This is a genomic window from Candidatus Neptunochlamydia sp. REUL1 (assembly GCF_963457595.1).
In the GTDB taxonomy this organism is placed as follows: domain Bacteria; phylum Chlamydiota; class Chlamydiia; order Chlamydiales; family Simkaniaceae; genus Neptunichlamydia.
Genome location: NZ_OY735137.1, coordinates 924,162 through 945,348, shown reverse-complemented (window position 1 = coordinate 945,348; position 21,187 = coordinate 924,162). Strand labels below are relative to the sequence as shown.

Here is a 21,187-nt window from a genome sequence, read left to right as displayed (position 1 = left end):
CCGTTCAATGGGTTGATTTCAATAAAGAACTTATGGAGATCTAGAGATCAGATTATCGTGTTGCTGTGGGGATCGCATGAGGGTTTAAGATTCGCTCAGCTTCTGCTAGGAAGAAAGGGTCATTCTTTTTGAGATAGTAATCGTAACAGACATAAGCTCTCTGAAGGGCAAAGCCACGCTTGATCGTGTTAGAAGCCTTCTCAGCATGTTTGAATGAAATGTGTTGCTTGATATTCACCCATTGATCTCCACAGCGCCCTTGAAGGATCAGGTCGAAATCTTTGAGATCATCAATGGTTCCATAAATAGTATATGCACGGTCAGCGTAGAGAGGGGGAAGGGTGTGTTGATTCGGGTAGAACTCGATTCCTGTTTCTTGTTTTACATCGGTGACATGAATCTGCACATCTTTAGCAACTAAGTTTTCGATGTGCTTTACCATGACAGCGAGTTGTCTTGAAAAGGCAGCATGCGTTTTTGAGTACATAAGCTCGCCGCCATTAAAGGTGCTAAGGAGATCGAGCATCGTGAGGTTGTTGTCACTACTTGCGGTTGCAGTGTGCACAGAGAAGCGTCCCTTGCTTGCCTGTGCAAGCTCTTGGAAATCTTCTTTATGGGCTTTAAGATTTTGAAACGAATGTCCGTCAGTAATCATAACAATGACATTTTCTTTTTCTGAATCAAGGTATTTGGTGACACTTGAGAGCAGGTTAAATGAATCATAGTTGATAAAAAATCCGCGGTATTTTCGATCATATAAAAAGCGGTTTGCTTGTTCTTTGCTCCTGCTGTTCCAGGCTACAGAAGTTTTACTAAATGGAATCAATTCTGCATCGGCAACAAGAATATTAAAAGAGTCTCCTTCCTTTAAGTATTCAAGAGAGCGGCTAACACCTTCTTTAAAAACACCAAAACGGTGTTTTTTTATGCTGCTGGACCCATCAATAACAAAGATGAAGTTTTGATGAGGAGAGGAAAAATGAAGAGCGGGCTTTGCTTTCATCTTTATAGCAAAGAGATAACCCTTTCCATCTTCCCTTATCGAGTAATGAACTTGAGTATCGAACTCTTCCTCATATGTCGTTGTTTCTAAGTAGGAAGGTGGAGGAATCTCTGTTAAGAATGCTTGTGTAAAGCGGCTGGACTGATTCAAGGAACGGGCTTCGGTTTCGCTGAGTCCTCTTTTAATCTTAGGCGTTGCTAAGGCGACCCCACCTGAAGGAGCGCTATTTTCTTGATTGTAATCTTCGAGGATCTCTTTTGCTTGAGAGTGGATCATATCTGTATCTGGTTGTTCGATGGAGGCTGAGGCAATTGAAACATCGGTGAGTATTTTCGAAGGTGCATATTCTTTTTCAATAAGCTTTCTTGTATTAGGATATTTCAGATCTCTACTAGCAAGGTCGGCAATAACGCTTTGTGCTGGCAAGTCTTCAAAAGCTTTTTGGGGCGTTGTAGGATGCTTTCTTGGAGTAATCTGCTTCGAGCTTAGATAAGGGAGGTGAAGGCTTTCTATCGCCTCAACGAATGTTGTGTTCGTTTGTTTTATCACATATTCCAAATTTTCCTCGAGCATTGTCAGAGAGCTTTCTTCTATCGTTAAATGAGGGATCTCTGGAGGATAAAAAGAGGGGCGGATGGGTTCGTGAAGCGTGTCTTTCAAAGGGACAAGAGACACTGTTTCTCTTGAAAGCGAAGGTCTGATCTCTTGAGGGGCTGTTGCAATCATCTGATCGAATTTCGGAAGAGTGTCTAAAAGAGTATTTCCGCTTGCAATACTTTTCTGAGGAGTAACACGCTTCTCCTTGACATTAGGCAAGGAAAGACTTTCTAATTTAATGCTTGTAAACTCTTTTTCTATCTGCTTGTCAAAGGCAGATTCTTCTTCTTGAAGTTTGAAAACAATGGACTGATCTGTCTTTAGGCCTAGGGGGCTAGAAGAAGGGTATTCGTTGGAATCAAGAGCGATAGATTTTTCAGATAGAAAGGGAACAATACGTTCAATGGAAGGTTTCTGTGCAGCCCCGCGATCTTCAGTCCCCAGAGCAGTAGAAAGATAAGTTTGAGATTTCGACTCAAACCCCCTCCTCGAAGAGCTAGTTCTTCCCTCGGGGAAAGTCGCTCCACCAGCGATCATTGGAAGACCCTCTTTAGCGTCTTCCTTGGGAAATTTAAAGGTAGAAGATGAGGGCTCATAAGGAGGTTGTAGAGTAAAGCTATCTTCTGTGAACGTAGGTGCTGTGGAAGACTCAAGCTGAGGAGAAGGGCGGTTATTTGCGAGGGGTTCAAAGGCTTCACTTGGGAAATAGGAGTGTTCAACTTCAAGATTGCTAGCAACAAACTTTTGCATCTTTTTCGGAGGAGTAATTCCATCCTCAGGTGTAAAAAGGTCGAATGAAGGGGTTAGTGTAAAGCAAAAGATAGTATTACCGAGCCCAACCGTAATCGTTGGGCCGTTTGGAAGAGAGTATCTTGTTGGATCTGGATAAACGCCTTCTTTTTCAGGAACATAAGCAATTTCTAAGCGCTCCTCTTCAGTCTTCCAGGTATCAAGATAAGGTTTGGGGCCAAACTCTCTTTGAGCAAGCTCCTGATGAGGTAGTGGAGCTTTTGGAGTGCAATAGTTCCTTCTTTCCCCAGCGGCCACACTCATTTGCAACTTTTTGAATTCAGGAATCATGGATGATGCAGAGATATCGACTATAGGCGCCGTGATTTGAAAAGACCACTCATTGTTAGACCCTTCTTGGGATGGGGTCCACACGATCTCATCTCTCTTTTCACTGAGTTGGCTGAGATCAGCCCAAGTAAGGGAGTCGAATGTATGGGTTGTAAAAGAAGTATCCCCCATGCAGGTCCTTTTCTTGTGAGCGAAGGCGGACGCGATAAACCTCTCCTCGATCTCTTTCTTAAGAGAGAAAGGATAGATAGGTGTTTCTGATTTATAGTCAAAATAATAGACATAAGTTTCTGCATCAAAGGAAAACTTCTTATTTTCTTCTACCCTAGGAGGTGTTTTAGCAAGTGGGTAATTAAAGGCAAAGAGTGTTGTAGAAGGGTATTTTTCTTCCTGGTGATCTGAAAATAAATTTTCATCAGATCTTTTTGCAATCACGTGATTAAAATTGACTCCCTTTTTATCTCGGAAAGGAGAATCTTTGGAGGTAATCCAAGGATTTTCAAACAATTGAGGAGCATAGGCAGCAAGATCAAAGTTTAGTTTTTCTTGTTTTTTTTCAGGGTAGGTTAAGGAGATATCTAGCTCTGTCACGATAAAAGGAATCATTCCTGACTCAAAGCTAGGAGCACTTCCTCGTGGAGGAAGCTGACTGTTCTGATCTTCTCGAATAACAAGGTTTTGAAAGGCCTCATGGGCCGCATGATCCACGTCGCCCTCTTCCCGCATAAGGTGTTCAACGGTTGGAAGCTCTTTTGCTGTTAAAAAAGAAGGGGGGTGTTGCAACAAAAAATAGATTCCTCCCGCATGTAGCGCAAGCGATGCCGCAAGAGATAGAAAGAAGAGCGGCTTGCTTTGAGCTGAAGAGGAGGAATACTTTCCCATAATTTGTCTCTTCTAATGTAATTAATATGCAACTAGTGCATTGATCTCATGGATACTACTCAGTGTCCTATCATAGAGATCTCTAGGTGTATTAGGGTTGTTTTTTAGCTCGCTATAGAGTGTTAAGGCATTCTCATGGAGCTCTTCCATTTCACCATGCCGTTCATTCTTGTAATGGTTTTTTGCTTCAAGGCGAAGCTTTTCAGCATCAATAAACTTCATGTATGCATCGAAAACCAGTTTTTTCTCGGAGTTTTGATTCAGTTTGACCAAATAATCTTGCGTAACAAGATCTTCTTGCGAGTTAAAGTCATCTTGAATACGGCTTAAAAAGAAGAGGTAACGTGAATCTTGTTTTTCAGGGTTGGAGATGACAGAACGGATCTTTGCATACTCAAGAGCTGCTTCCAAGTGCGTAGGCTCTGAAAAGGCATTCTTACGAATCTGAAGTTCTTTCAAGTCATTTAATATTCCAAGCACCTCTTCATTTGTTTCACTTCGAAGTCCATCTTCAAGGAGATCAAAATGAATTCGAGCAGCTTCTAATGCCGCATTACTTGCAAGAGAAGAGGGAAAGTGGTTGGCTTGTGAATGAATGAAACTGTATGTTTCAAAAGCTTTTTCCTTTTCTCCAAGCGTACCATAGACAGTCGCAAGCTCATAAAGGGCGTCTTTTTGAGATGACCAGTTCAGCTCAGGCTTCTCACTTTGCTGCTGCAAAAGGGCTTTGATAAGCACAAGCTTTTGCTCTTGAGAATCTTGATATTCAAGCAGCTTAGAAAGTTTGACCACTTCGTACTCTAAATGGAGGTTATCAACGGTCATCTCGACTAGGTGTCCGTCTCTCATTAATAGTTTTTGATAGTGGTTAGAGGCGTGGTCAATCGCATTTGTCACTTCAGGATGATTGGCAATGTCACTTGTGCTGCATTCCTGTACTTTTTGGTAATAATGGTTTGCTAACCAAAGACGGTTTTCGTCTTTGATTGTGATTCCACCTTTAGAGACGGCTTCTTGAAGATGTTCTGCTGCATGGTCAACAAACTCTTTTTGTTGGTGCCCATCTGAGGGGATACCGCCCATCTCTCCATAACCCGCAAGAGAAATGTAGGCATTATAAAGCTGCAAATGCGTGGGTCCTGAATCGTAAAGGTCTGGATTAAGCGTCATCGCTTGCTCTAAATGCATACAGAATGCTGAATGATCTGACTGAACCTCAGCATGGCAAAGCCCAGCAATGAAGTGAGCTTCTGCAAGTGCCGCGGTATTTTCTTCTTGTTCCAATTTGGTAAAGATATGATCTTGTAGGCAACAAAGTGCATCAGCGTAATAGTCAAGTTCGTAAGCAGTCTTTGCATAAAGGAGAGCATAATCCATCATTTCCTTGTCACTTAAGTAGTCTGAGTGATCTAGGACAGCCTGCAAGTCTGTAAAGAATTGAGACTTGGTGTATTGGACGTGTTCTCCAGCATGTTTATAGAGGTTGATTGCAGAAGATAGATAAAGTTTCCAAGCGGCATCAACACGAGAACTTTGGTCATACCCGGAAACATAGTCTTTGAACAATTCATAACTTTCTTTCCATTGTTCGTTTTGGTGAGCAAGAAGACCATATTCAAAGATAAAACTTTCCTGGTCTTCAAAGGATGGATAATTATTTTTGATCACTTTTAGTTTTTCATCAGCTCGGCTAATGGCGCCTTGTTCTTTTAGAATCATTGCATGCATGAACAGAGCCTTAGGGATCTCTTGGTCATTTGGAAATAACGTATCAAGCTTTTCAAATGAGTTGCTAAAAAGAGATTCATTGCTCGTTTGGTAAGCACAGGTCATTTGAATCAGAAGGGCATTCTTTAGCTGATCGGAAGGGATAAAGGTTGAGTTGATATACTTCTGAAGGGGCTCTACAGCATTCTGAAAATCTCCTGATGAGAAGAAACTTTTCCCAACAATAAAATTGAAGGCGGGTTGAAACGGTTCTGGGACACTTGGCGCCACTTTTTCGTATGTAGAAAGAATTTCTTCGTATTCTTCAGTTTGAAATAAAATAACCATGAGATTAAAGGTGGCCTCATGTTCTCTCTTTCCTTCAATATTTTTTACTTTTCTGAAGGTTTCAGCAGCGCGTAGTTTGTTATAATGTGCTTCCAAAGAGGCGACTTGGAAGAGAAGATCTTCGGCCATTTCAGGATGTTTTTCTGCGAGGGCTCGATAAGCATCTGCTCCCTTTTCATAATTTCCAAGAATTGCAGCAATTTCGGCAAGGGCAAATTCTGAAATTTTCCCATACTGTCCTTGTGGAAGACATTCATAATACCCACGAGCTTCACTTGCTAGCTCCTGTTTATAGGAGCTTTCATCCTCTTTTAGAGCTTGTCTAAATAGGGCTTCACCCATTAAAAAATAAAGCTCATCTTTTCGATCTACAATTTCAGGAGTTTGGCTAGATAGAAAGGGACGACCATCCTCTACCAATTCTCCGTATTGATCAAGTTCGTAATAGCATTGCAACTTGTTGATCAAGATCTTTTGAGTAATTTCCTTATCTAAAACCATTTGGTATGTCGAAAGGGCTTGTTCATATTGGTTTTCTTGGAGATAGATATCTCCTAATATTCCCAGAAAGTATTCGGAAAGATCGCTATTTGGATAGCGATCCAAAAAATCGATGATTTGTGTTTTCACGATCGCAAAGTCACCATCTTTCCAAAACTCCGCAATGCGGCGGATTAGAAATGCTTCTTCATCCGATTGAACTTGCGTTGATTTGACAGATTCTTTAGCTGTAGCTTGCATTGCGACGAGGCTGAATAGTGATGCAACGAGAATAAAGCAATTACGATATTTAGATTTAAACATATCCGTTTGTCCCTATCAGTTATGTTACGTAAGTCCTAACCATAATGGAAAGACGACTTCCTAGCGAAGTATTTTTTGATTATACTCACCGTCAAATATTTATCAAATACTTCGTTTTCGTGTATTGTAAGTCCTCTAAACTGCTACCCCAAAGTGTTATCTATTTGAGGCACTATCTAAAGAGAGCTAATGAAATATTCTTGTTTGATGTTGGCGTCGTAAAAGTCGATGAGTTCGTCCACGCGTGAGAACTGCATCTCTTTTAGTTGTTCATAGATTTGAAGACCGCGAGCATTTTCTCCTTGCTGAAAGCAAAGGATGCCAAGGCGGAAAAGGATTTGTTTGTCTTCAGGACAAAGTTTCAAAATAGTTTCGTATTCGGTAATTTCTTCCTTATGCTTTTTTAAGTCGTGGTAGCAGGAAGCTAGCTGAGCGTGTACCCAAGGATCTTCTGGGGAGTAATGGTCGATGATTTTAAACTCTTGGATCGCTTTTTCAGCGGCGACTTCAAACTTTTCTTTGGAAGTGCCTTGAGCCTTATAGAGGCGTGAAAGTGCCACGTAAGCATTGGCAAGTGAGGCATGTGCTTCAAGGTTTGTGGGTGCATTTTTTATGAGTTGAATATGTTCGCTGATCGAGACAAGGTAGAGGACCTCTTTCATTCGTTTAATATCATTTTTATGGCAGAGGTGGGTAACTTTTCGCATCACCTGGTTGAAAGAGTTCATTTTTTCAGGCAATGGGTGGAAAGTCAATTCATCTTTACTAAGATGAGCGGCAAAGCGGTAGGCGGCATTTGCTAGGGAGAGATGATATTCAGAACGGAGAATATTTTTAGGAAGGCCCTTTTTGCAAAGGAGCATAAAAAAGTTTCTTAGCTCCAGAAATTGTTCAGGCTTTTTTGTCTGAAAATAGAAAAGGAGAATAAGGTAGGCAAAGCCGGTAAGTAGGATTGCTGCAAGAGAAAAAGCGATGAGAGACGTTTGAAACAGCAGTGTTAGGAAAAAGAAAAATGCGATGACTTCGGCTGTAAGTAATCCTAAAAAAAACAAATGAAAAAAGACATAGGAGCGAACAATTTTCTTAAATTGCTTAGTGCCGATCGAACAGTTAGACTCCACATTTTTGTGGAATCCTTCATGGTTGAACCGCCAAAAGGTGTCACTCTTTATCTCTTTAACGCTCATTTATGTGTGCCAAAATCTACAGAAGGTCTTAGAACACATTTATCCCAACTTTCTGTATTTCATTCAAGTACTATTTCTAACACCTGCGCAACTTTTTCAAATCGAAAGGAGCGCTTAAAGGCGCTTCTCGATAGTTTTTTAGGTGTTATACATCATATAATTGATGACACGTTCAGAAACACCAGCATCTCTTAGCTTATCAATCTGATAGCTGTTGAGAGTATAATGACTATTCGTTTTCTGAATGAGTCCAATAACCTTATCATCATCAACATCAGCTTTCGATAGGTTGATTACGTCATTAACGCTGAGCTTTTCTCCATTATCAACACGTCTATAGGTCTGAGGGCTTTGCTCTTTAAGACTTTTTTGCTCTTTATTGTCGAGGTATGACCCAATAAGCCCCCCGGCAATGACGCCAGCTGCTCCCCCAATAAGAGCTCCGGTTCCACCACCTGCGAGTCCTCCAATAAGAGCTCCACTTCCGCCTCCAACAAGGACACCCGTTCCAGTATTTGATTCACACCCTGAAATTAGAGAGACTCCTACAGCGAGGATAAGAATTGAAGATTTTGCTTTCATAATTGCCTCTTCTTAAGATAATTGCGTTGTTTCCATTTGATCAATTGATTAAACTGAAAAAAATAATCCCTTCTAATCTGATAATTATCATATTTAATAATGAATTAGAAACGATTTTTTATCTTATATATAATTAATATCAGTGTCGATATTAATAACGAGCAACTTGCAAAGAGATAAATAGTTCGAATATCAAACTCTCCTACCATTCCTCCGAAAAGAGGGGCAAAGGCCATAGAAATTGTTGCAATAGATTGGTTGAGCCCTAGGAGCTTACCCTGCAAGTAGGGGGGAGCTTTGCTGGTGATGAGCGCTAAACAGTTTGTCCAGGAGAGCGAGGCAAAAAGAGCTCCGAAAAGGATGAAATGGACAAAAATGAGAAAGTGGGAAGTCTCAGAGGCAACAAATAGACAAACACAAGAGAGAATCAAGGTGTAAAATAGGATGGCTCCTACCCTTAAGTAGCGTATGAGAAGCCTGTTAATGAGCATATTTCCGATGCACCAGGATAGACCCACTCCAATAAAAGTCAGTGTGATGGCCAATTTGGTCCCAATAAAATGCTCAATAAGAAAAGAAGAGAGGAATTGGAGAGAAACAATCCAACCTAACATAAAAAAGAAGAATAAGGAGTAAAGAGAACCAAGCTGCTCCGTCTTAAAAAGTGAAGTTAGCTCTCTTAGTTGATTTCGAAAGTAGTGCTTTTCATTTGGAGAAGAAGCATGTGTTTCGGTAAATCGCAGACGAATAATGGTGAGGTTGATGAGGGAAAAAAAAGTTAAAGCCCAGAAAGGAAGTGCTGAATTAAAAAATGCGTTTAGGGTGTCATTTGACAGTGTCCCTCCAATAACAATTGCAACGACGAAGCTGATTCCAACAACGCTGGAGACAATCCCAAAGTTTTTGGAGCGCCCTTGAGAGCCCCTTTGCATGTCTGATATTGAAGAAAGACAAATAGTCATGTTGCCAGCAAAAAAACCTGTAAATACCCGCCCAAAAAGAAGAAATAGATAGTTCATTTGAAGAATGGCTAGTCCTGTAAGAAGAAATCCTATCCCTTCCCCGATGAGCGCAAGGGTTAAGGCAAACTTTCTTCCTTTGATATCTGCAAGGTGGCCAATAAAGGGGCCAGAAAGAAATTGGGCAAAAGGAAATGAAGCGATAAGAACTGCTAGTAATATCAAGCGGGTTGAAAGAGGATACTCAATTGGAAGCAAGGTATAAATGGGCTTTAGAACAAGGGGGGTAAAGATCGGGTAGACAACTGTAAGCCCTAAGTTATCAAGAAAAAGAACCGAGAGTATTGCCCGAAAGGAGCGCCGCAGTGCAACAGTCACTTAGGTCTTATGACTCGGAACAGGTTTCTCTCGGAGGCGGTATCCAACTCCGCGGACGGTTTCAATCCAATTAAAGTTGGGACCCAGCTTTTTTCTTAGTGAAGCGATATGTACATCGATATTTCTGTCGACAATGAATACGTCGTCATTGTGAACATCATTAAGGAGCTGGTTTCGCGTCAGAACTTTTCCCTGTTGAATAAGAAGGCGTTTTAAGATTCCAAACTCTGAAAGGGTTATTGTGACAGGTGCACCATTTTTCTTTAGAAGATAACGGGAGACATCGAGAGTAAAATCGCCAAATGAAAGAAGTTTAGGCGCTTTTTCTGGCTCTTTTCCTCTCCTAAGTATTGCTTTGATACGTGAAAAAAGAACTTTTGGAGAGAAAGGTTTGCTGACATAGTCATCGGCTCCAAGTTCGAGCCCTAAAATCATATCGAGCTCTTCGCTCTTTGCACTTAAAATAATCACGGGGATATTTTTAAGCTCTGAGTTGTTTTTAATTTTTCGACAAACATCGAAACCATTCTGTCCAGGAAGCATAACATCAACCAAAACAAGATCAGGTTTTTCTCTTTCAACAGCTCGATATCCATTCACTCCATCGACTTCAACATGGAGTTTATATCCTGAGAGATCGGCCTGAAGTTTAATCAGTGCAGCGATGTCCTCCTCATCTTCAATAAGTAATATCCTTTTTTTTGGTGCCATATGAACCTATCTCATTATTAAAAATTCCAGAATTTTGAAGTATTTTTTTTCAGAATCTGAGATTTCTTTGCACACCATAATTAATAAAGTAGGGTAAGAAGAAATCTCAGATTCTGGAAAAAAAGGCTCGACAGGATGGTGTTTAGAATAATGAGATAGGTTCATAGAGTCCTCATCAAGTGGTTTCGGCTAAGAATAGTCAATCAAAGAATTATTAGCTATACCGACTATAAGTTATATCACGGAACGGAAAGCTGTTGATCAACAACAATCAAATCAGAGGTCATTCCGTTAATCTGTTTGATTTTTTCTACAGATGTATGATGGTCGCGTGCAATTTTTTCGAGAGAATCTCCAGGTTTTACAATGTAAGACTTTCCACTTTCAGCTTCCGCAAGCTTTGTGATCCCATCTTTAATTTTTTGGATTTCGCCTAACTGGAGGTTTTGTCCTTGTATTGCCTTTTCAAACTGAGCAATTTTATCTTTGTATTGTGCTAAGGCGGTCGTTGTATCGTTAGCGTGAGAGCTAAGTTGCCGGATGTCGGTGACAATTTTATCTTGCTTTTTTGAAATCTGGTGGATCTTCTTATCTAAGTTTTGCAACTCTTGGACAAAAGAATCGAGTTTCCCTGATTTCAGCTCAGCAACCTGATGTCTCAAAGAGGCAATAGTCTGCTCTTGATCAATCAGCTTTCCCTCAATGACATGGTGCTCAATTTCGTAGGTGTTTAAGTCGTGCTTGACATCTTCTACTTCGGTTCGCACTTTATGGAGGCTGAGCTCCATTTGATGTTTGTCTCCTTTAGACGATCCGACGCTACCACATCCTGTAAAAATGAGGGCTGGAAGCAAGAGCAAGAGTTTTTTCATTTAGAGCCTTTTTTTTCAAAGATTTTAAATTCTACGCGGCGATTTTTTGCCCAAGCTTCTTGTGTGTGACCTAGTTCGCTGGGCATTTCCTTTCCAAAAGATATGGTGTAAATGTGGTTTGGATTGACACCACGCTTTATAAGAAGGTTTCTAATGGTATTTGCGCGTCTTGTCCCAAGGGCTAAATTGTATGCTTCGGAAGCCCTCTCATCGCAATGACCAGAAACAAAAATATAGGTGTCGTTATTTTTCTTCATGTACTCAGCAATGTTCGCGATGTTTTTGTAATATTCCTTGGAGCGGAGGACATGTTCATCAGTGTTGAAATAAAGGTTTTGATATAGGCTGGCTAGATGGGAAGCAGGTTTCACAAATTGATCGATGCTTGGAATAGAGCTTCCGATAGCCCCTGGAACTTCTTTTGGCTGAGGAATGCTCATATCAGCAAATTGCCTTCTGAGATCCTCGTCTTTTAGAGGGATGTACTCTTCTTCTTGGGGTCCGTTAAATTCATCGGCTGATTCAATCATTTTGGAATCGACATCCTGCTTCCATAGCAATTGGCCCTTTCGATGGAGGTAACGCCCTATGGTTTTAGTGTCTTCCCAGACCGTGTTGGAGTTGCTTTGGCAGCTAGACGTGAGAAAGGCAATGCCGAGTGCTGCAAACAGCCAAGAATATTTTTTCATAAAGGCCTTCTAGTTGGTTCCCAAGCTGGGTAATGTTTTTTTCCAGGTCCACTTGTAATTTGCAGTGGTTCTTTTTGTTTTAAGTTAATAATATATAATTCCGAAGAAGAGTGGTCAACTGTATTATAAATAATATGGAAGCTGTTTGGAGCCCAAGTCGGATTTTCTTTGTGGCTTGATCCTCTTGTTAACGGAATTTCTTCTTGCGTCAGAAAGTCATATACCACGATCTGCCTAATGCCGTCAATCATAGCGCTATATGCGAGCTTTGTTCCATCAGGGGACCAGGCAGGACAAGTGTTATGACGGTAATTCTTTGTGAGGCATATAGGGTGCGTCGAAACATCTCTTCCGGGATAGGGAGTGTCAATTAAGAAAATGCGGGGAGTGCCATTTTTATCGGAGACAAAAGCGATTTTCTTTCCATCAGGGCGAAAGGTTGGTGATGCTTGCACAGACTTTGGATAGGAGAAGACTTGGATGGGTTTTCCTACGGGTCCATGATTGTGACTGAAGAGTTGAATGAATAGGTCAGCACGCCCACTTGCATCAGAGATAAAAGCAATGAGATCGCCTTTCTGTGAAAGAGTTGGAAGGAGCTGATTTCCCCGAAGGGAGAGAAAGGGATTGCCACGGAGAGAATCAAAAGAAGAGATATAGATTTTTGGCTGTCCTTTTTTGTAGTTTACATACATAAATTTCCCTTTAGTAAACTCTCCTTCAGAGGAAAAAAAGACAGGGTGAATGCAATAACTACGCTCCTGTGTCACTTGCCTTGTATTTTCTCCATCATAGTCTGACTCCCAAATTTCTGAGCGCCACTCATAGCCTTGAGGAGTTTTTTCAGGGAATTGAATGGCAAAAAGAAGACGGGTAGAAGCAATTCCCCGTTTTCCGGTGATGATTTGAGCGAGATCATCATGAAAAGTGTGGAGGGTGCGTCGATCTGATGGGAGGGAACCACATAGAGAATAGGGACCAAGTGTTTTTGTCACTCCTCCTTGCTTTAGCTCAACCAGAGCCGAGAGACCTGTTCCGGTAAGCTCTAGATCAATATGAAAGTCTGTTCCATCCCTTGCTTCAACAAAGCAACTGCCATTTCTATTGATATCCACTAGCAGAACATTTCGAAGCTCTGCTAAATATTCTTCCGAAAAAGAAGATCCCTTGAGGGGGGAAACCGAGACGGTTGATAGAAAACTCCGAGTAGATAGCGGAACAACAAGTTCTTTTTCCTCAAAAGAAAAAAGAAGACTAAGTTGCATTACAAAAAGTAAGAGTAAAGGTATGCGCGTTTTCGTTTTTCAAATCCTCACTAAAAGGGGGAAGCCTCAGCCGAGGAAGGTTCAACTCCAAATACCGCCGATTTTTTTCCGACAGTGCTTGGAGAATCCGCAACTTGAGGACCTGCCCTGTATGACTCACAGTTAGCTCTAACTTTACCTCGCCAAGCTCTGGAAGTTCAAGCTCTTCTTTCAAGGCGTGGGCAAGAGAGATAAAATAATCGGTTTCTTCTTTCTTGTCAGCATGATCAATCTGCAGAGATTGAATTTGCTTCGGAAGGGAAAGAGATGTTTCCGGTGGAGCCTGTGCTTCAATCCTTGAAAGGGTCTCTTTTAGGTCTTTTAAAATCTCATTTTTCTTTGAGGGTGTTGATTTCTTTGGCGCGACGTTCGTTGTTTGTTGTGTGCGGGGTTCTGAAACAGCAGGCGTAGCTTTTGTAGGAGGGGGAACATAAGTATTTACAACGATTGATTTTTTTGGAGGAGGGGGAGAGTGCTTTTCTTTAAAATCAAACAAGAAAAAGAATAGGTGAACAAAGACGACGCATGAGATAAGAATGATGGTTTTTCGTCTCATGAAACTATCCTGGTTCTAAAATCACGTCGACGGAATCAAATCCTGCACCTTCTACAGCATTTTTTACCGATTGATAGGTTCCAAAAAAAGCCTTTCGGTCATGAAAAATTTGGGGAGAGGTTCTTTGCAGAGAAGGATGCATTTCTTGGAGTTGATCGCTGAGCTCGTCAACCGTCACTGAAACTCCATTTAACCAAATAGAATTGTCATTATATACGTGAATTTTTATTGCTGTATTTTCCTGTAAGGAAGTCATATCTGCTTTCTTCTCTCCTCCTGCAGTGGCTAGATGAATCCGATCAATCTCAACTAAGGGAGCGACCAAGATAAACATGATAAGAACAACAAATACCACATCAATGAGAGGAGTAAGATTAACATCTTCCTCTTCATCATCATTAGAATTTAAAAGAGTATGGAAACTTTTCATCTTCAGCCTACGTCAACTTTTCGGTACTGAAGCTCTACAGTGGAAAGAAGGTAGTGGCTAAACTCAACCATTTCAAGTGTGAATTTCTTGCTGAGACTTTTTAAGTAACTGTGAGCAATAAGGGCTGGAATAGCGATTAGAAGCCCTAAAACAGTGGTTGTAAGAGCAGTTGAAAGTCCGCCTAAAATGACAGTATTCGAAGTCACAGAATGGCCTGCTTGCAGCTCGCCAAAAGAAACGAGGATCCCCCACACTGTACCCAGAAGCCCTAAAAAGGGAGCGAGAGTTTTTGTAGTGGAAAGAATAAATAGATTTTTTTCGACTTTCCCCTTCTCTTTCGCAATAGCAGTATGGAGATGGGACTCTAGAAATTCAATGTCGAGCCCAGAAAGATAATTTTCACTTCCTTGAAAAAAGTAATTGTTTTTATCGAGGACGATGAGAGTTTGTTCCTTTAAAGTGTTATAAAGAATACTGAAGGGGTTTTTCGAACGGGAATTTAAGTTGAGAATCTGCTCCTTGTGTATCTCTGCCATTTTTCTAAACCGCTTTGCGCGGATTCGAACATTTTTGAGCATCCAAAACTTTTGGAGGATAAATACCCACGATCCACAGGAAAGGATAAATAACCCAAAGAAGATAAATTTTCCAAAAAAATCAGCGACAGCAAAAGCCTGAAAAAAAGTTCCCATGAATACTCCTAACGATACTAGTGAGATTCATACGTGAGAAAAAGCTATTTGTCAAGGAATCGAAAAGAGAGTATACATGAGGACATGTTTACTGATTCACATGCACACCTTACCTGTGATCCTGTATATCCTGACCTTCAGGAAATATTGAAACGGGCTCAGGAGAAGAAAGTCAAAACGGTGATCAATATTTGCACCGATAAAACTTCTCTCGAACGAGGACTGAAACTTGCTGAAGAATGCAGTTGGATTTACAACGTAGGCGCAACAACTCCTCATGATGTCGAGAAAGAAGGTGGATTGTATTTTCCTCTATTTGAAGAAGCAGCGCGCACGGGGAAGCTTGTTGCGATTGGTGAGACAGGTCTTGATTATCATTATGAACATTCACCTCAAGCACTTCAAAGAACGTTTTTATCCCGGTACTTCCAACTCGCTGCCTCTTGCCGGTTGCCAGTTGTAATTCACTGTCGGGATGCTTTTGAAGACTTATTCTCTATTGCTCAAAATAACTTTCCCAAAGGGCGCGTTCTTCTGCACTGTTTCACTGGGACAATGGAAGAAGCTAGCAAGGCTTTGGAGCAAGGGTGGATGATTTCAATGAGTGGTATCGTGACGTTTAAAAGATCCGATCTTCTCCGCGCTGTGGCAAAGGAAGTTCCTTTAAATCATTTGATGATAGAAACCGATACCCCATACCTAGCGCCACAGTCGATGCGTGGAAAAACAAATGAGCCGAGTTTCATTTCAGAAACAGCACAAATGATTGCAGATATCAAAGGGATCCCCCTAGAGGAAGTGGCGGCAATAACAACAACCAATGCCCAAAACTTTTTTAGTCTGGAGTCAGGGCTTTGATATGCTCATGTGAAAGTATGACGTAGAGCGTGGTATTGAAAAGCGTTCTTACCCGATCTTTAAAGGTGAGATGTTCTAAGATCATTGCAAGAGGTTTTCCACAGATCAAAATTTGTGCACACAGTCCGCATTTAAACACCCATCCAAAATCTTGCAGAGCTTTTCGATTCAAATTTGAAAGCTGCTCACTTTTTATCTGAAGGAAAATGTTATTAACGATGGGAAGAACAGAGATGAACTTAACCTCCCATTCATGGGGCTGTCTTTGGTGGCAATAGTTAAAAATTCTGTCTATCGGATCAGTCATCGGGATTAAGGGTACACAATAATAGATTTTTTTTCTTTTTCTAATTTGACGTTATCGGTTTAATGGCAAAAAAGCTTATTTAGGTATATTTCGGAGTATTAGATGGCAACAGCAACCTTTCGTATGAATCGCGCTTTTGCATGGAGAAGAGTTCACTCTCTTTTTGGACTTTGGCTTGTCATTTTTCTCATGGAACACTTGCTCACAAACTCTCAAGCAGCTCTTTTGATTGGTGCGAATGGCGAAGGTTTTATCCGCGCAGTGAACTTTCTTAAAAACCTTCCTTATCTCCATATAATAGAAATCGTCCTTCTAGGGGTACCCATTCTATTGCACATGGTTTGGGGAATCCGCATTCTTTTCACATCGAAAATGAATTCTACCTCTTCCGATGGGTCTCGTCCTGCCCTTAAAAAACACTCTCGAAATCATGCCTATTCATGGCAGAGAATCACTTCTTGGATTCTTCTGATTGGAATTATCGCCCACGTGGGGTACATGCGCTTTTACATGTATCCAGCCACCGTTGAAATGGGGAAAAAAGATGCCTATTTTGTCCGGGTCAGTATGGACCCAGGGCTGTATACCGTGAGTGATCGCCTAGGCGTCAAACTTTATAATCAAGAGGCAATTAGAGCCTTTAAAGAGCATGTAGAGTCCCGATACATCCAGATGCGAGGGATCGTTAAGCAAGGGGAGCATGTTCAGGAAAGCGCTCCTCCCTACCATTACGAAGAAAATGTTGCCCAGCTCATGAACAAATACCAAATCCTGGAAGATCAAAATGCTTACTTAAAAGGGCTTGAATCGCGCTCCATTGATAAAAATCAAGTCATTGCGGAAGCATCAGATTTTGGAACAGCAACGCTCTTGATTGTTCGAGACTCATTTAAAAGTCCTTTCAAGTGCATCCTCTATACTCTTTTTGTTCTTGCAGCTGTTTACCACGGATTTAACGGGCTCTGGACCTTTTTAATTACCTGGGGAATCGTTTTGAAAATGCGTTCTCAATCCCAAGCAGTCAATTGGTGTTATGGCATCATGTTTATCCTGTGTCTTTTGGGACTCACCTCTGTATGGGGCACCTACTTCATTAATTTAAGGAACTGATATGAAACAAAAAGAAGTGATCGTTGTTGGAGGTGGACTTGCAGGGCTTGCTGCAGCCATGCGTCTAGCTGAAAATAGGTGCCATGTCAAAATCGTTTCCGTCACGCAAGTGAAGCGGTCGCACTCTGTATGCGCACAGGGAGGGATCAACGCTGCCGTGAACCTTAAAGGAGAGGATGACTCTCCGATGATTCATGCCTACGATACGATCAAAGGGGGAGATTTTCTGTGCGAGCAGGCCCCAATTTTGGAAATGTGTCTATCGGCTCCTTTGATCATTCAAATGATGGATCGCTTTGGGTGTACATTTAATAGAACCACAGAGGGAAATATCGATTTCAGACGTTTTGGAGGAACCCTTTACAATCGTACCGCTTTTTGTGGAGCATCGACAGGGCAGCAACTTCTTTATGCCCTCGATGAGCAGGTTCGCCGCCATGAAGTAAAAGGAAACGTGGAAAAATTTGAGCATCATGAATTCCTCCGCCTGATTCAAGATGAAAAAGGGGTGGCTCGGGGGATTGTTATGATGGACCTTTTCAATCTGAAGCTTGATGTTTTTAAGGCCGATGCTGTCATTATTGCATCGGGAGGCCCGGGCCTCATTTTTAAAAAATCGACAAACTCTACTTTCTGCACAGGGGCGGCAAATGGCCGGCTTTACATGCAAGGAATGAAATATGCAAACGGAGAGTTTATCCAGATCCACCCAACTGCCATTCCTGCAGAAGACAAACTTCGTTTGATGTCTGAGTCAATCCGCGGTGAAGGTGGAAGAGTTTGGGTCTATGGAGACTCCTCAAAATCCATTGAAACTCCCGATGGGAAGATGATTCCATGCGGCGAAACAGGAAAGCCTTGGTTCTTCCTCGAAGAGCTTTATCCAGCCTTTGGAAATCTTGTGCCCCGAGATATTGCAGCACGCGAGCTCCTTCGTGTGATTGAGCTAGGCCTTGGAGTTCAAGGGAGAGATGAGGTCTATCTTGATGTCACCCACCTCCCAGAAAAAACCGTTCATAAACTCGAATCGGTTCTGGATATTTATCAGAAATTCACTGGAGAAGATCCGCGCAAAGTTCCCATGAGAATCGCTCCTGCTGTTCACTATTCGATGGGTGGAGCATGGGTTGATTGGCCTGCGGCAGATGCCCCCGATCGAAAAGAGCGGTTTCGCCAGATGAGTAATCTAACCGGATGTTTTGTAGCTGGCGAGGCCGACTATCAATTTCACGGAGCAAATCGCCTGGGAGCCAATTCTCTTCTTTCTTGCATTTTTGGAGGGCTTGTTTGTGGCGTGGAAATTCCTCGCTACCTCGAAACGTTAACGCGAGGATATCAAGATGTAGATGAGGTTCTGTTCGAAGAAGCTTTAGAAAAAGAAGAGACCTTTAAACAAGAGTTAATGGCGCGAAGCGGAGACGAGAATGTTCACAAGCTCCATGAAGAACTCGCTAAAATGATGGTCCAACATGTCACTGTAAAGCGGAACAACAAAAACCTCAAAGAGACCCTAGAAAACATCAAAAAAATTCGCGAGCGTTACAAACATATCTCCCTTGATGACAAAGGAAGAAGCCTTAACCAAACCTATACCTTTGCAAATCAGTTCCAGTCGATGTTGGAGCTTGCGTTGATCATCACCAAAGGAGCCCTTTTGCGTGATGAATTTCGTGGATCTCACTTCAAGCCAGAATTTCCAGAGCGCGATGATGAAAATTGGCTGAAAACAACTATAGCAACCTACGATGCTGGAAGCGATGAACCAGAAATTTCATACAAGCCCATTGACACCCCCTACCTCCAACCGATACAAAGAGATTATTCAAAGGCAAAACGGATAAAACCCAAGTTGGAGAATATCCCACCCAATATAGAATTACCCCTATAGGAGCAGTTGTGGCAAAGACCTTTACCCTAAAAATCTATCGTGGAGAGAGTGGAAACCAATATTGGGACGTATTCGAACTTGAGCTCAAGCCTTATATCAATGTGATTTCCGCGCTTATGGAAATCCAGAAAAATCCGATCAATATCAATGGGGAAAAAGTTACCCCCGTTGCGTGGGAACAGGGATGTCTAGAGGAAGTATGCGGCTCATGTTCAATGCTTATCAATGGGCGTCCCCGTCAAGCCTGCACAGCCATTATTGAACCCATCTTAAAGAAAACAGGGAGCAGCACCATTACCCTTGCACCGTTTTCAAAGTTTCCCCTTGTCCGTGACTTAGTTGTCAATCGTTCCCAAATGTTTGAAAATCTCAAGAAAGCCAAGGGGTGGATTTCTGCAGATGGCTCCTTCACTAAGGGGTTTGGTCCTAAGATCGACCAGGAAACCCAAGAGATCATGTATACTCTTTCAACATGCATGACCTGTGGATGTTGCTCAGAAGCCTGCCCTCAGGTCAACCAAAACTCAAAATTTGTGGGACCCGCTCCCGTTTCCCAGGTCCGCCTCTTCAATCTCAATCCCACGGGGGAAATGGAGAAGGCGACCCGCCTCCATACCCTCATGGAAAAAGGAGGAATCAGCGAGTGTGGGAACGCCCAGAACTGCGTTCAAGTGTGTCCCAAAGAGATCCCTTTGACCGAATCCATCGCAACCATCGGACGAGACGTTTCTAAGCAAGCCCTCAAGGACATTTTTAAATAATTGATTTTCTATTAGATAGGTGTGAAAGATTCCTCTTCATATTTATTGTTTCACGTGGCATCCTCTTCTCAAATTTGTGGAGAATAGAATGCAAAATGTACAAAAAATATTTTATAAACTAGATAATGATGTAGCCATTGCGAGTCTATTCTTCGCAACGGCCTATTTTGCTGGGTCAAAGCGCTTTGTTGAAGTCTTTCCAACAGCGAATCGACAGGGGCTTATGTTCGCCGCTGCCACCTCATCGCTCGGGCTCGGAATCTCGCAGCAACTGACAAATCACATTGGTTTAAAGAAGAAAAAAACTTTAGTCTATAAGCCCCTTGTTAAGTCCCTTGTTGTCGCAGCCACTGCTCTTATTACGACGCCTTGGGTTGCAAAGACGTTTGGAAGAGAAGCTAAAATCCTATCGCAAGATGTAACGAAGTTTGCACGCGTCACAACAGGTGTCATTGTTGGAGCTCATTGTACGCGCTATCTCAGATCAATGCCTGGCAAAGATGTTAATCTTGACAAGCTCGAAAGTGATATCCGCATCCTAGAAGCTGTTCCACGCTCTGAATGGCGAATAAGTGATGGTGTAAACGCATTTAATCCAGACAAAATTCTCGACACCGTTGGGGATGACAATGTGATTTGCGAAGGAGTAGGTGAAGATCAGGCGCTATACAAGAGTCTATTTACTTTGGATGGCGAGGCTACCGTTAGTGATTCTGTACAAAGAGCTGTAACGTATCGAATTAATGAATATAGTGCTTGGAATAAAAGATTTTCAAGGGAAAAGGAAGTAAAGTGGTATTTGAACAAAATCCTACTTTATATGCTTACAAAAAAGACAGCTTACGAAAGCGATCCGTATAAAACTGTTAAAAAGCGGGATGAACTCAAGGCGTTGATTGATAAAGTGATGGTTCGCATCGAAGATGCTCACCGCGAATGTACCGATCAGCAGACGACTCAGTTGGAGTGGTTGATAATCGAGATTGTTAACGATTTTGGTCTTTCAGAAATTGAAAAACTCATTGCAATTGAGCTGCGAAAATATCGCAAGGCTCTCATTGAAAAATGTATCGCTGTAACGGATGAAAAGCATGCGGCTGATCTTGGGGTGGACTTGACAAATTCCATTACTAGAGATCTCGGGCTTCCTATCATAAGAGCGACTAAACATAGTGCACTGTGTAAAATCTACAAGCCGGTGAATTTTCAAAATGCAAAGGCTAGTTTTTTCTCCCAGTATGATCCCGTAGGGTTTCTTGTAGAACAAACTAATTATTCTCAAAGCAGAAAAGCATTTTCGGAGCTCTCTCAGTGGTTTCGGGATAATGTTTTTACCGATGAGAAGAGAGAAGCTAAGTTTGAAGAGCTTTTGGGAGCCGATTTTTTAAATAGCTTTGAGCGTAAAGACGCTGCTGTTCTATACTATTTATTTAAAAACGGTCTGGTCACGGTCTGGTAGGACCTGGCCTATTTATTGAGGAT

Annotated in this window: 18 protein-coding genes; 5 read left to right on the top strand and 13 right to left on the bottom strand. The window is 41.8% G+C overall.

The annotated features are described in order from the left end of the window. Window positions 1-52: 52 nt before the first annotated feature. The 12 genes from R2I63_RS05320 to R2I63_RS05265 all read right to left on the bottom strand — a co-directional run bounded on the left by R2I63_RS05320 (window position 53) and on the right by R2I63_RS05265 (window position 14,781). A complete protein-coding gene (locus R2I63_RS05320; protein WP_316359607.1) occupies window positions 53-3,562 on the bottom strand; it encodes a VWA domain-containing protein in 3,510 nt (1,169 codons plus the stop codon). A 21-nt stretch (window positions 3,563-3,583) separates the two neighbouring features. Continuing rightward, window positions 3,584-6,421 (bottom strand): tetratricopeptide repeat protein, encoded by a 2,838-nt coding sequence (locus tag R2I63_RS05315; protein ID WP_316359603.1) that lies wholly within the window; start codon window positions 6,419-6,421, stop codon window positions 3,584-3,586. A gap of 176 nt (window positions 6,422-6,597) precedes the next feature. Beyond that, complete coding sequence (locus R2I63_RS05310; protein WP_316359601.1) at window positions 6,598-7,608, bottom strand: tetratricopeptide repeat protein; 1,011 nt, start codon at window positions 7,606-7,608, stop codon at window positions 6,598-6,600. A gap of 138 nt (window positions 7,609-7,746) precedes the next feature. Beyond that, on the bottom strand, window positions 7,747-8,190 hold the full coding sequence (locus R2I63_RS05305) for a glycine zipper domain-containing protein (RefSeq protein WP_316359599.1): 444 nt from the start codon (window positions 8,188-8,190) through the stop codon (window positions 7,747-7,749). A 104-nt stretch (window positions 8,191-8,294) separates the two neighbouring features. After that, complete coding sequence (locus R2I63_RS05300; RefSeq protein WP_316359597.1) at window positions 8,295-9,527, bottom strand: MFS transporter; 1,233 nt, start codon at window positions 9,525-9,527, stop codon at window positions 8,295-8,297. Next, on the bottom strand, window positions 9,528-10,238 hold the full coding sequence (locus R2I63_RS05295) for a response regulator transcription factor (RefSeq protein WP_316359595.1): 711 nt from the start codon (window positions 10,236-10,238) through the stop codon (window positions 9,528-9,530). A gap of 239 nt (window positions 10,239-10,477) precedes the next feature. Continuing rightward, window positions 10,478-11,110 (bottom strand): LysM peptidoglycan-binding domain-containing protein, encoded by a 633-nt coding sequence (locus R2I63_RS05290; protein WP_316359593.1) that lies wholly within the window; start codon window positions 11,108-11,110, stop codon window positions 10,478-10,480. Further along, window positions 11,107-11,799 carry an OmpA family protein gene (locus R2I63_RS05285; RefSeq protein WP_316359591.1) on the bottom strand — a complete coding sequence of 231 codons (693 nt, stop codon included), beginning with the start codon at window positions 11,797-11,799 and terminating at the stop codon, window positions 11,107-11,109. Before R2I63_RS05285 ends, R2I63_RS05290 begins: the two co-directional genes overlap by 4 nt. Then, window positions 11,796-13,064, bottom strand: a complete 1,269-nt coding sequence (tolB, locus tag R2I63_RS05280; RefSeq protein WP_316359589.1) for a Tol-Pal system protein TolB — start codon at window positions 13,062-13,064, stop codon at window positions 11,796-11,798. The genes R2I63_RS05285 and tolB overlap by 4 nt, the downstream gene beginning before the upstream one ends. Continuing rightward, window positions 13,054-13,659 (bottom strand): hypothetical protein, encoded by a 606-nt coding sequence (locus R2I63_RS05275; RefSeq protein WP_316359587.1) that lies wholly within the window; start codon window positions 13,657-13,659, stop codon window positions 13,054-13,056. The genes tolB and R2I63_RS05275 overlap by 11 nt, the downstream gene beginning before the upstream one ends. 4 nt (window positions 13,660-13,663) lie before the next feature. Continuing rightward, entirely contained in the window at window positions 13,664-14,089 is a 426-nt protein-coding gene (locus R2I63_RS05270; RefSeq protein ID WP_316359585.1) for an ExbD/TolR family protein, read from the bottom strand. 2 nt (window positions 14,090-14,091) lie between these two features. After that, on the bottom strand, window positions 14,092-14,781 hold the full coding sequence (locus R2I63_RS05265; RefSeq protein WP_316359583.1) for a MotA/TolQ/ExbB proton channel family protein: 690 nt from the start codon (window positions 14,779-14,781) through the stop codon (window positions 14,092-14,094). An 84-nt stretch (window positions 14,782-14,865) separates the two neighbouring features. Between R2I63_RS05265 and R2I63_RS05260 the strand changes: the two genes are divergently transcribed. Then, window positions 14,866-15,639 (top strand): TatD family hydrolase, encoded by a 774-nt coding sequence (locus R2I63_RS05260; RefSeq protein WP_316359581.1) that lies wholly within the window; start codon window positions 14,866-14,868, stop codon window positions 15,637-15,639. Here R2I63_RS05260 and R2I63_RS05255 read toward each other — a convergent pair. Next, complete coding sequence (locus tag R2I63_RS05255) at window positions 15,617-15,946, bottom strand: hypothetical protein (RefSeq protein WP_316359578.1); 330 nt, start codon at window positions 15,944-15,946, stop codon at window positions 15,617-15,619. The two genes, R2I63_RS05260 and R2I63_RS05255, sit on opposite strands and share 23 nt — an antisense overlap. Window positions 15,947-16,048: 102 nt before the next feature. Here R2I63_RS05255 and R2I63_RS05250 point away from each other — a divergent pair, with 102 nt between their 5' ends. The 4 genes from R2I63_RS05250 (at window position 16,049) to R2I63_RS05235 (ending at window position 21,164) form a co-directional block, all read left to right on the top strand. Beyond that, a complete protein-coding gene (locus R2I63_RS05250) occupies window positions 16,049-17,056 on the top strand; it encodes a succinate dehydrogenase (protein ID WP_316359576.1) in 1,008 nt (335 codons plus the stop codon). Between the two features lies 1 nt (window position 17,057). Then, window positions 17,058-18,944 (top strand): succinate dehydrogenase flavoprotein subunit, encoded by a 1,887-nt coding sequence (gene sdhA / locus R2I63_RS05245; RefSeq protein ID WP_316359574.1) that lies wholly within the window; start codon window positions 17,058-17,060, stop codon window positions 18,942-18,944. Between the two features lie 8 nt (window positions 18,945-18,952). Beyond that, complete coding sequence (gene sdhB, locus R2I63_RS05240) at window positions 18,953-19,705, top strand: succinate dehydrogenase iron-sulfur subunit (RefSeq protein ID WP_316359572.1); 753 nt, start codon at window positions 18,953-18,955, stop codon at window positions 19,703-19,705. Window positions 19,706-19,793: 88 nt separating this feature from the next. Next, window positions 19,794-21,164: a hypothetical protein gene (locus tag R2I63_RS05235; protein ID WP_316359571.1), complete on the top strand. Its 1,371-nt coding sequence runs from the start codon at window positions 19,794-19,796 to the stop codon at window positions 21,162-21,164. Window positions 21,165-21,187: the final 23 nt, after the last annotated feature.

Coding starts and splice junctions, on each gene's coding strand:
- R2I63_RS05295 (WP_316359595.1), bottom strand. CDS start 10,238: ATGGCACCAAAAAAAAGGATATTACTTATTGAAGATGAGGAGGACATC.
- R2I63_RS05270 (WP_316359585.1), bottom strand. CDS start 14,089: ATGAAAAGTTTCCATACTCTTTTAAATTCTAATGATGATGAAGAGGAA.
- R2I63_RS05260 (WP_316359581.1), top strand. CDS start 14,866: ATGTTTACTGATTCACATGCACACCTTACCTGTGATCCTGTATATCCT.
- tolB (WP_316359589.1), bottom strand. CDS start 13,064: ATGCAACTTAGTCTTCTTTTTTCTTTTGAGGAAAAAGAACTTGTTGTT.
- R2I63_RS05255 (WP_316359578.1), bottom strand. CDS start 15,946: ATGACTGATCCGATAGACAGAATTTTTAACTATTGCCACCAAAGACAG.
- sdhA (WP_316359574.1), top strand. CDS start 17,058: ATGAAACAAAAAGAAGTGATCGTTGTTGGAGGTGGACTTGCAGGGCTT.
- R2I63_RS05250 (WP_316359576.1), top strand. CDS start 16,049: ATGGCAACAGCAACCTTTCGTATGAATCGCGCTTTTGCATGGAGAAGA.
- R2I63_RS05285 (WP_316359591.1), bottom strand. CDS start 11,799: ATGAAAAAATATTCTTGGCTGTTTGCAGCACTCGGCATTGCCTTTCTC.
- R2I63_RS05290 (WP_316359593.1), bottom strand. CDS start 11,110: ATGAAAAAACTCTTGCTCTTGCTTCCAGCCCTCATTTTTACAGGATGT.
- R2I63_RS05305 (WP_316359599.1), bottom strand. CDS start 8,190: ATGAAAGCAAAATCTTCAATTCTTATCCTCGCTGTAGGAGTCTCTCTA.
- R2I63_RS05235 (WP_316359571.1), top strand. CDS start 19,794: ATGCAAAATGTACAAAAAATATTTTATAAACTAGATAATGATGTAGCC.
- R2I63_RS05275 (WP_316359587.1), bottom strand. CDS start 13,659: ATGAGACGAAAAACCATCATTCTTATCTCATGCGTCGTCTTTGTTCAC.
- R2I63_RS05310 (WP_316359601.1), bottom strand. CDS start 7,608: ATGAGCGTTAAAGAGATAAAGAGTGACACCTTTTGGCGGTTCAACCAT.
- R2I63_RS05265 (WP_316359583.1), bottom strand. CDS start 14,781: ATGGGAACTTTTTTTCAGGCTTTTGCTGTCGCTGATTTTTTTGGAAAA.
- R2I63_RS05320 (WP_316359607.1), bottom strand. CDS start 3,562: ATGGGAAAGTATTCCTCCTCTTCAGCTCAAAGCAAGCCGCTCTTCTTT.
- R2I63_RS05315 (WP_316359603.1), bottom strand. CDS start 6,421: ATGTTTAAATCTAAATATCGTAATTGCTTTATTCTCGTTGCATCACTA.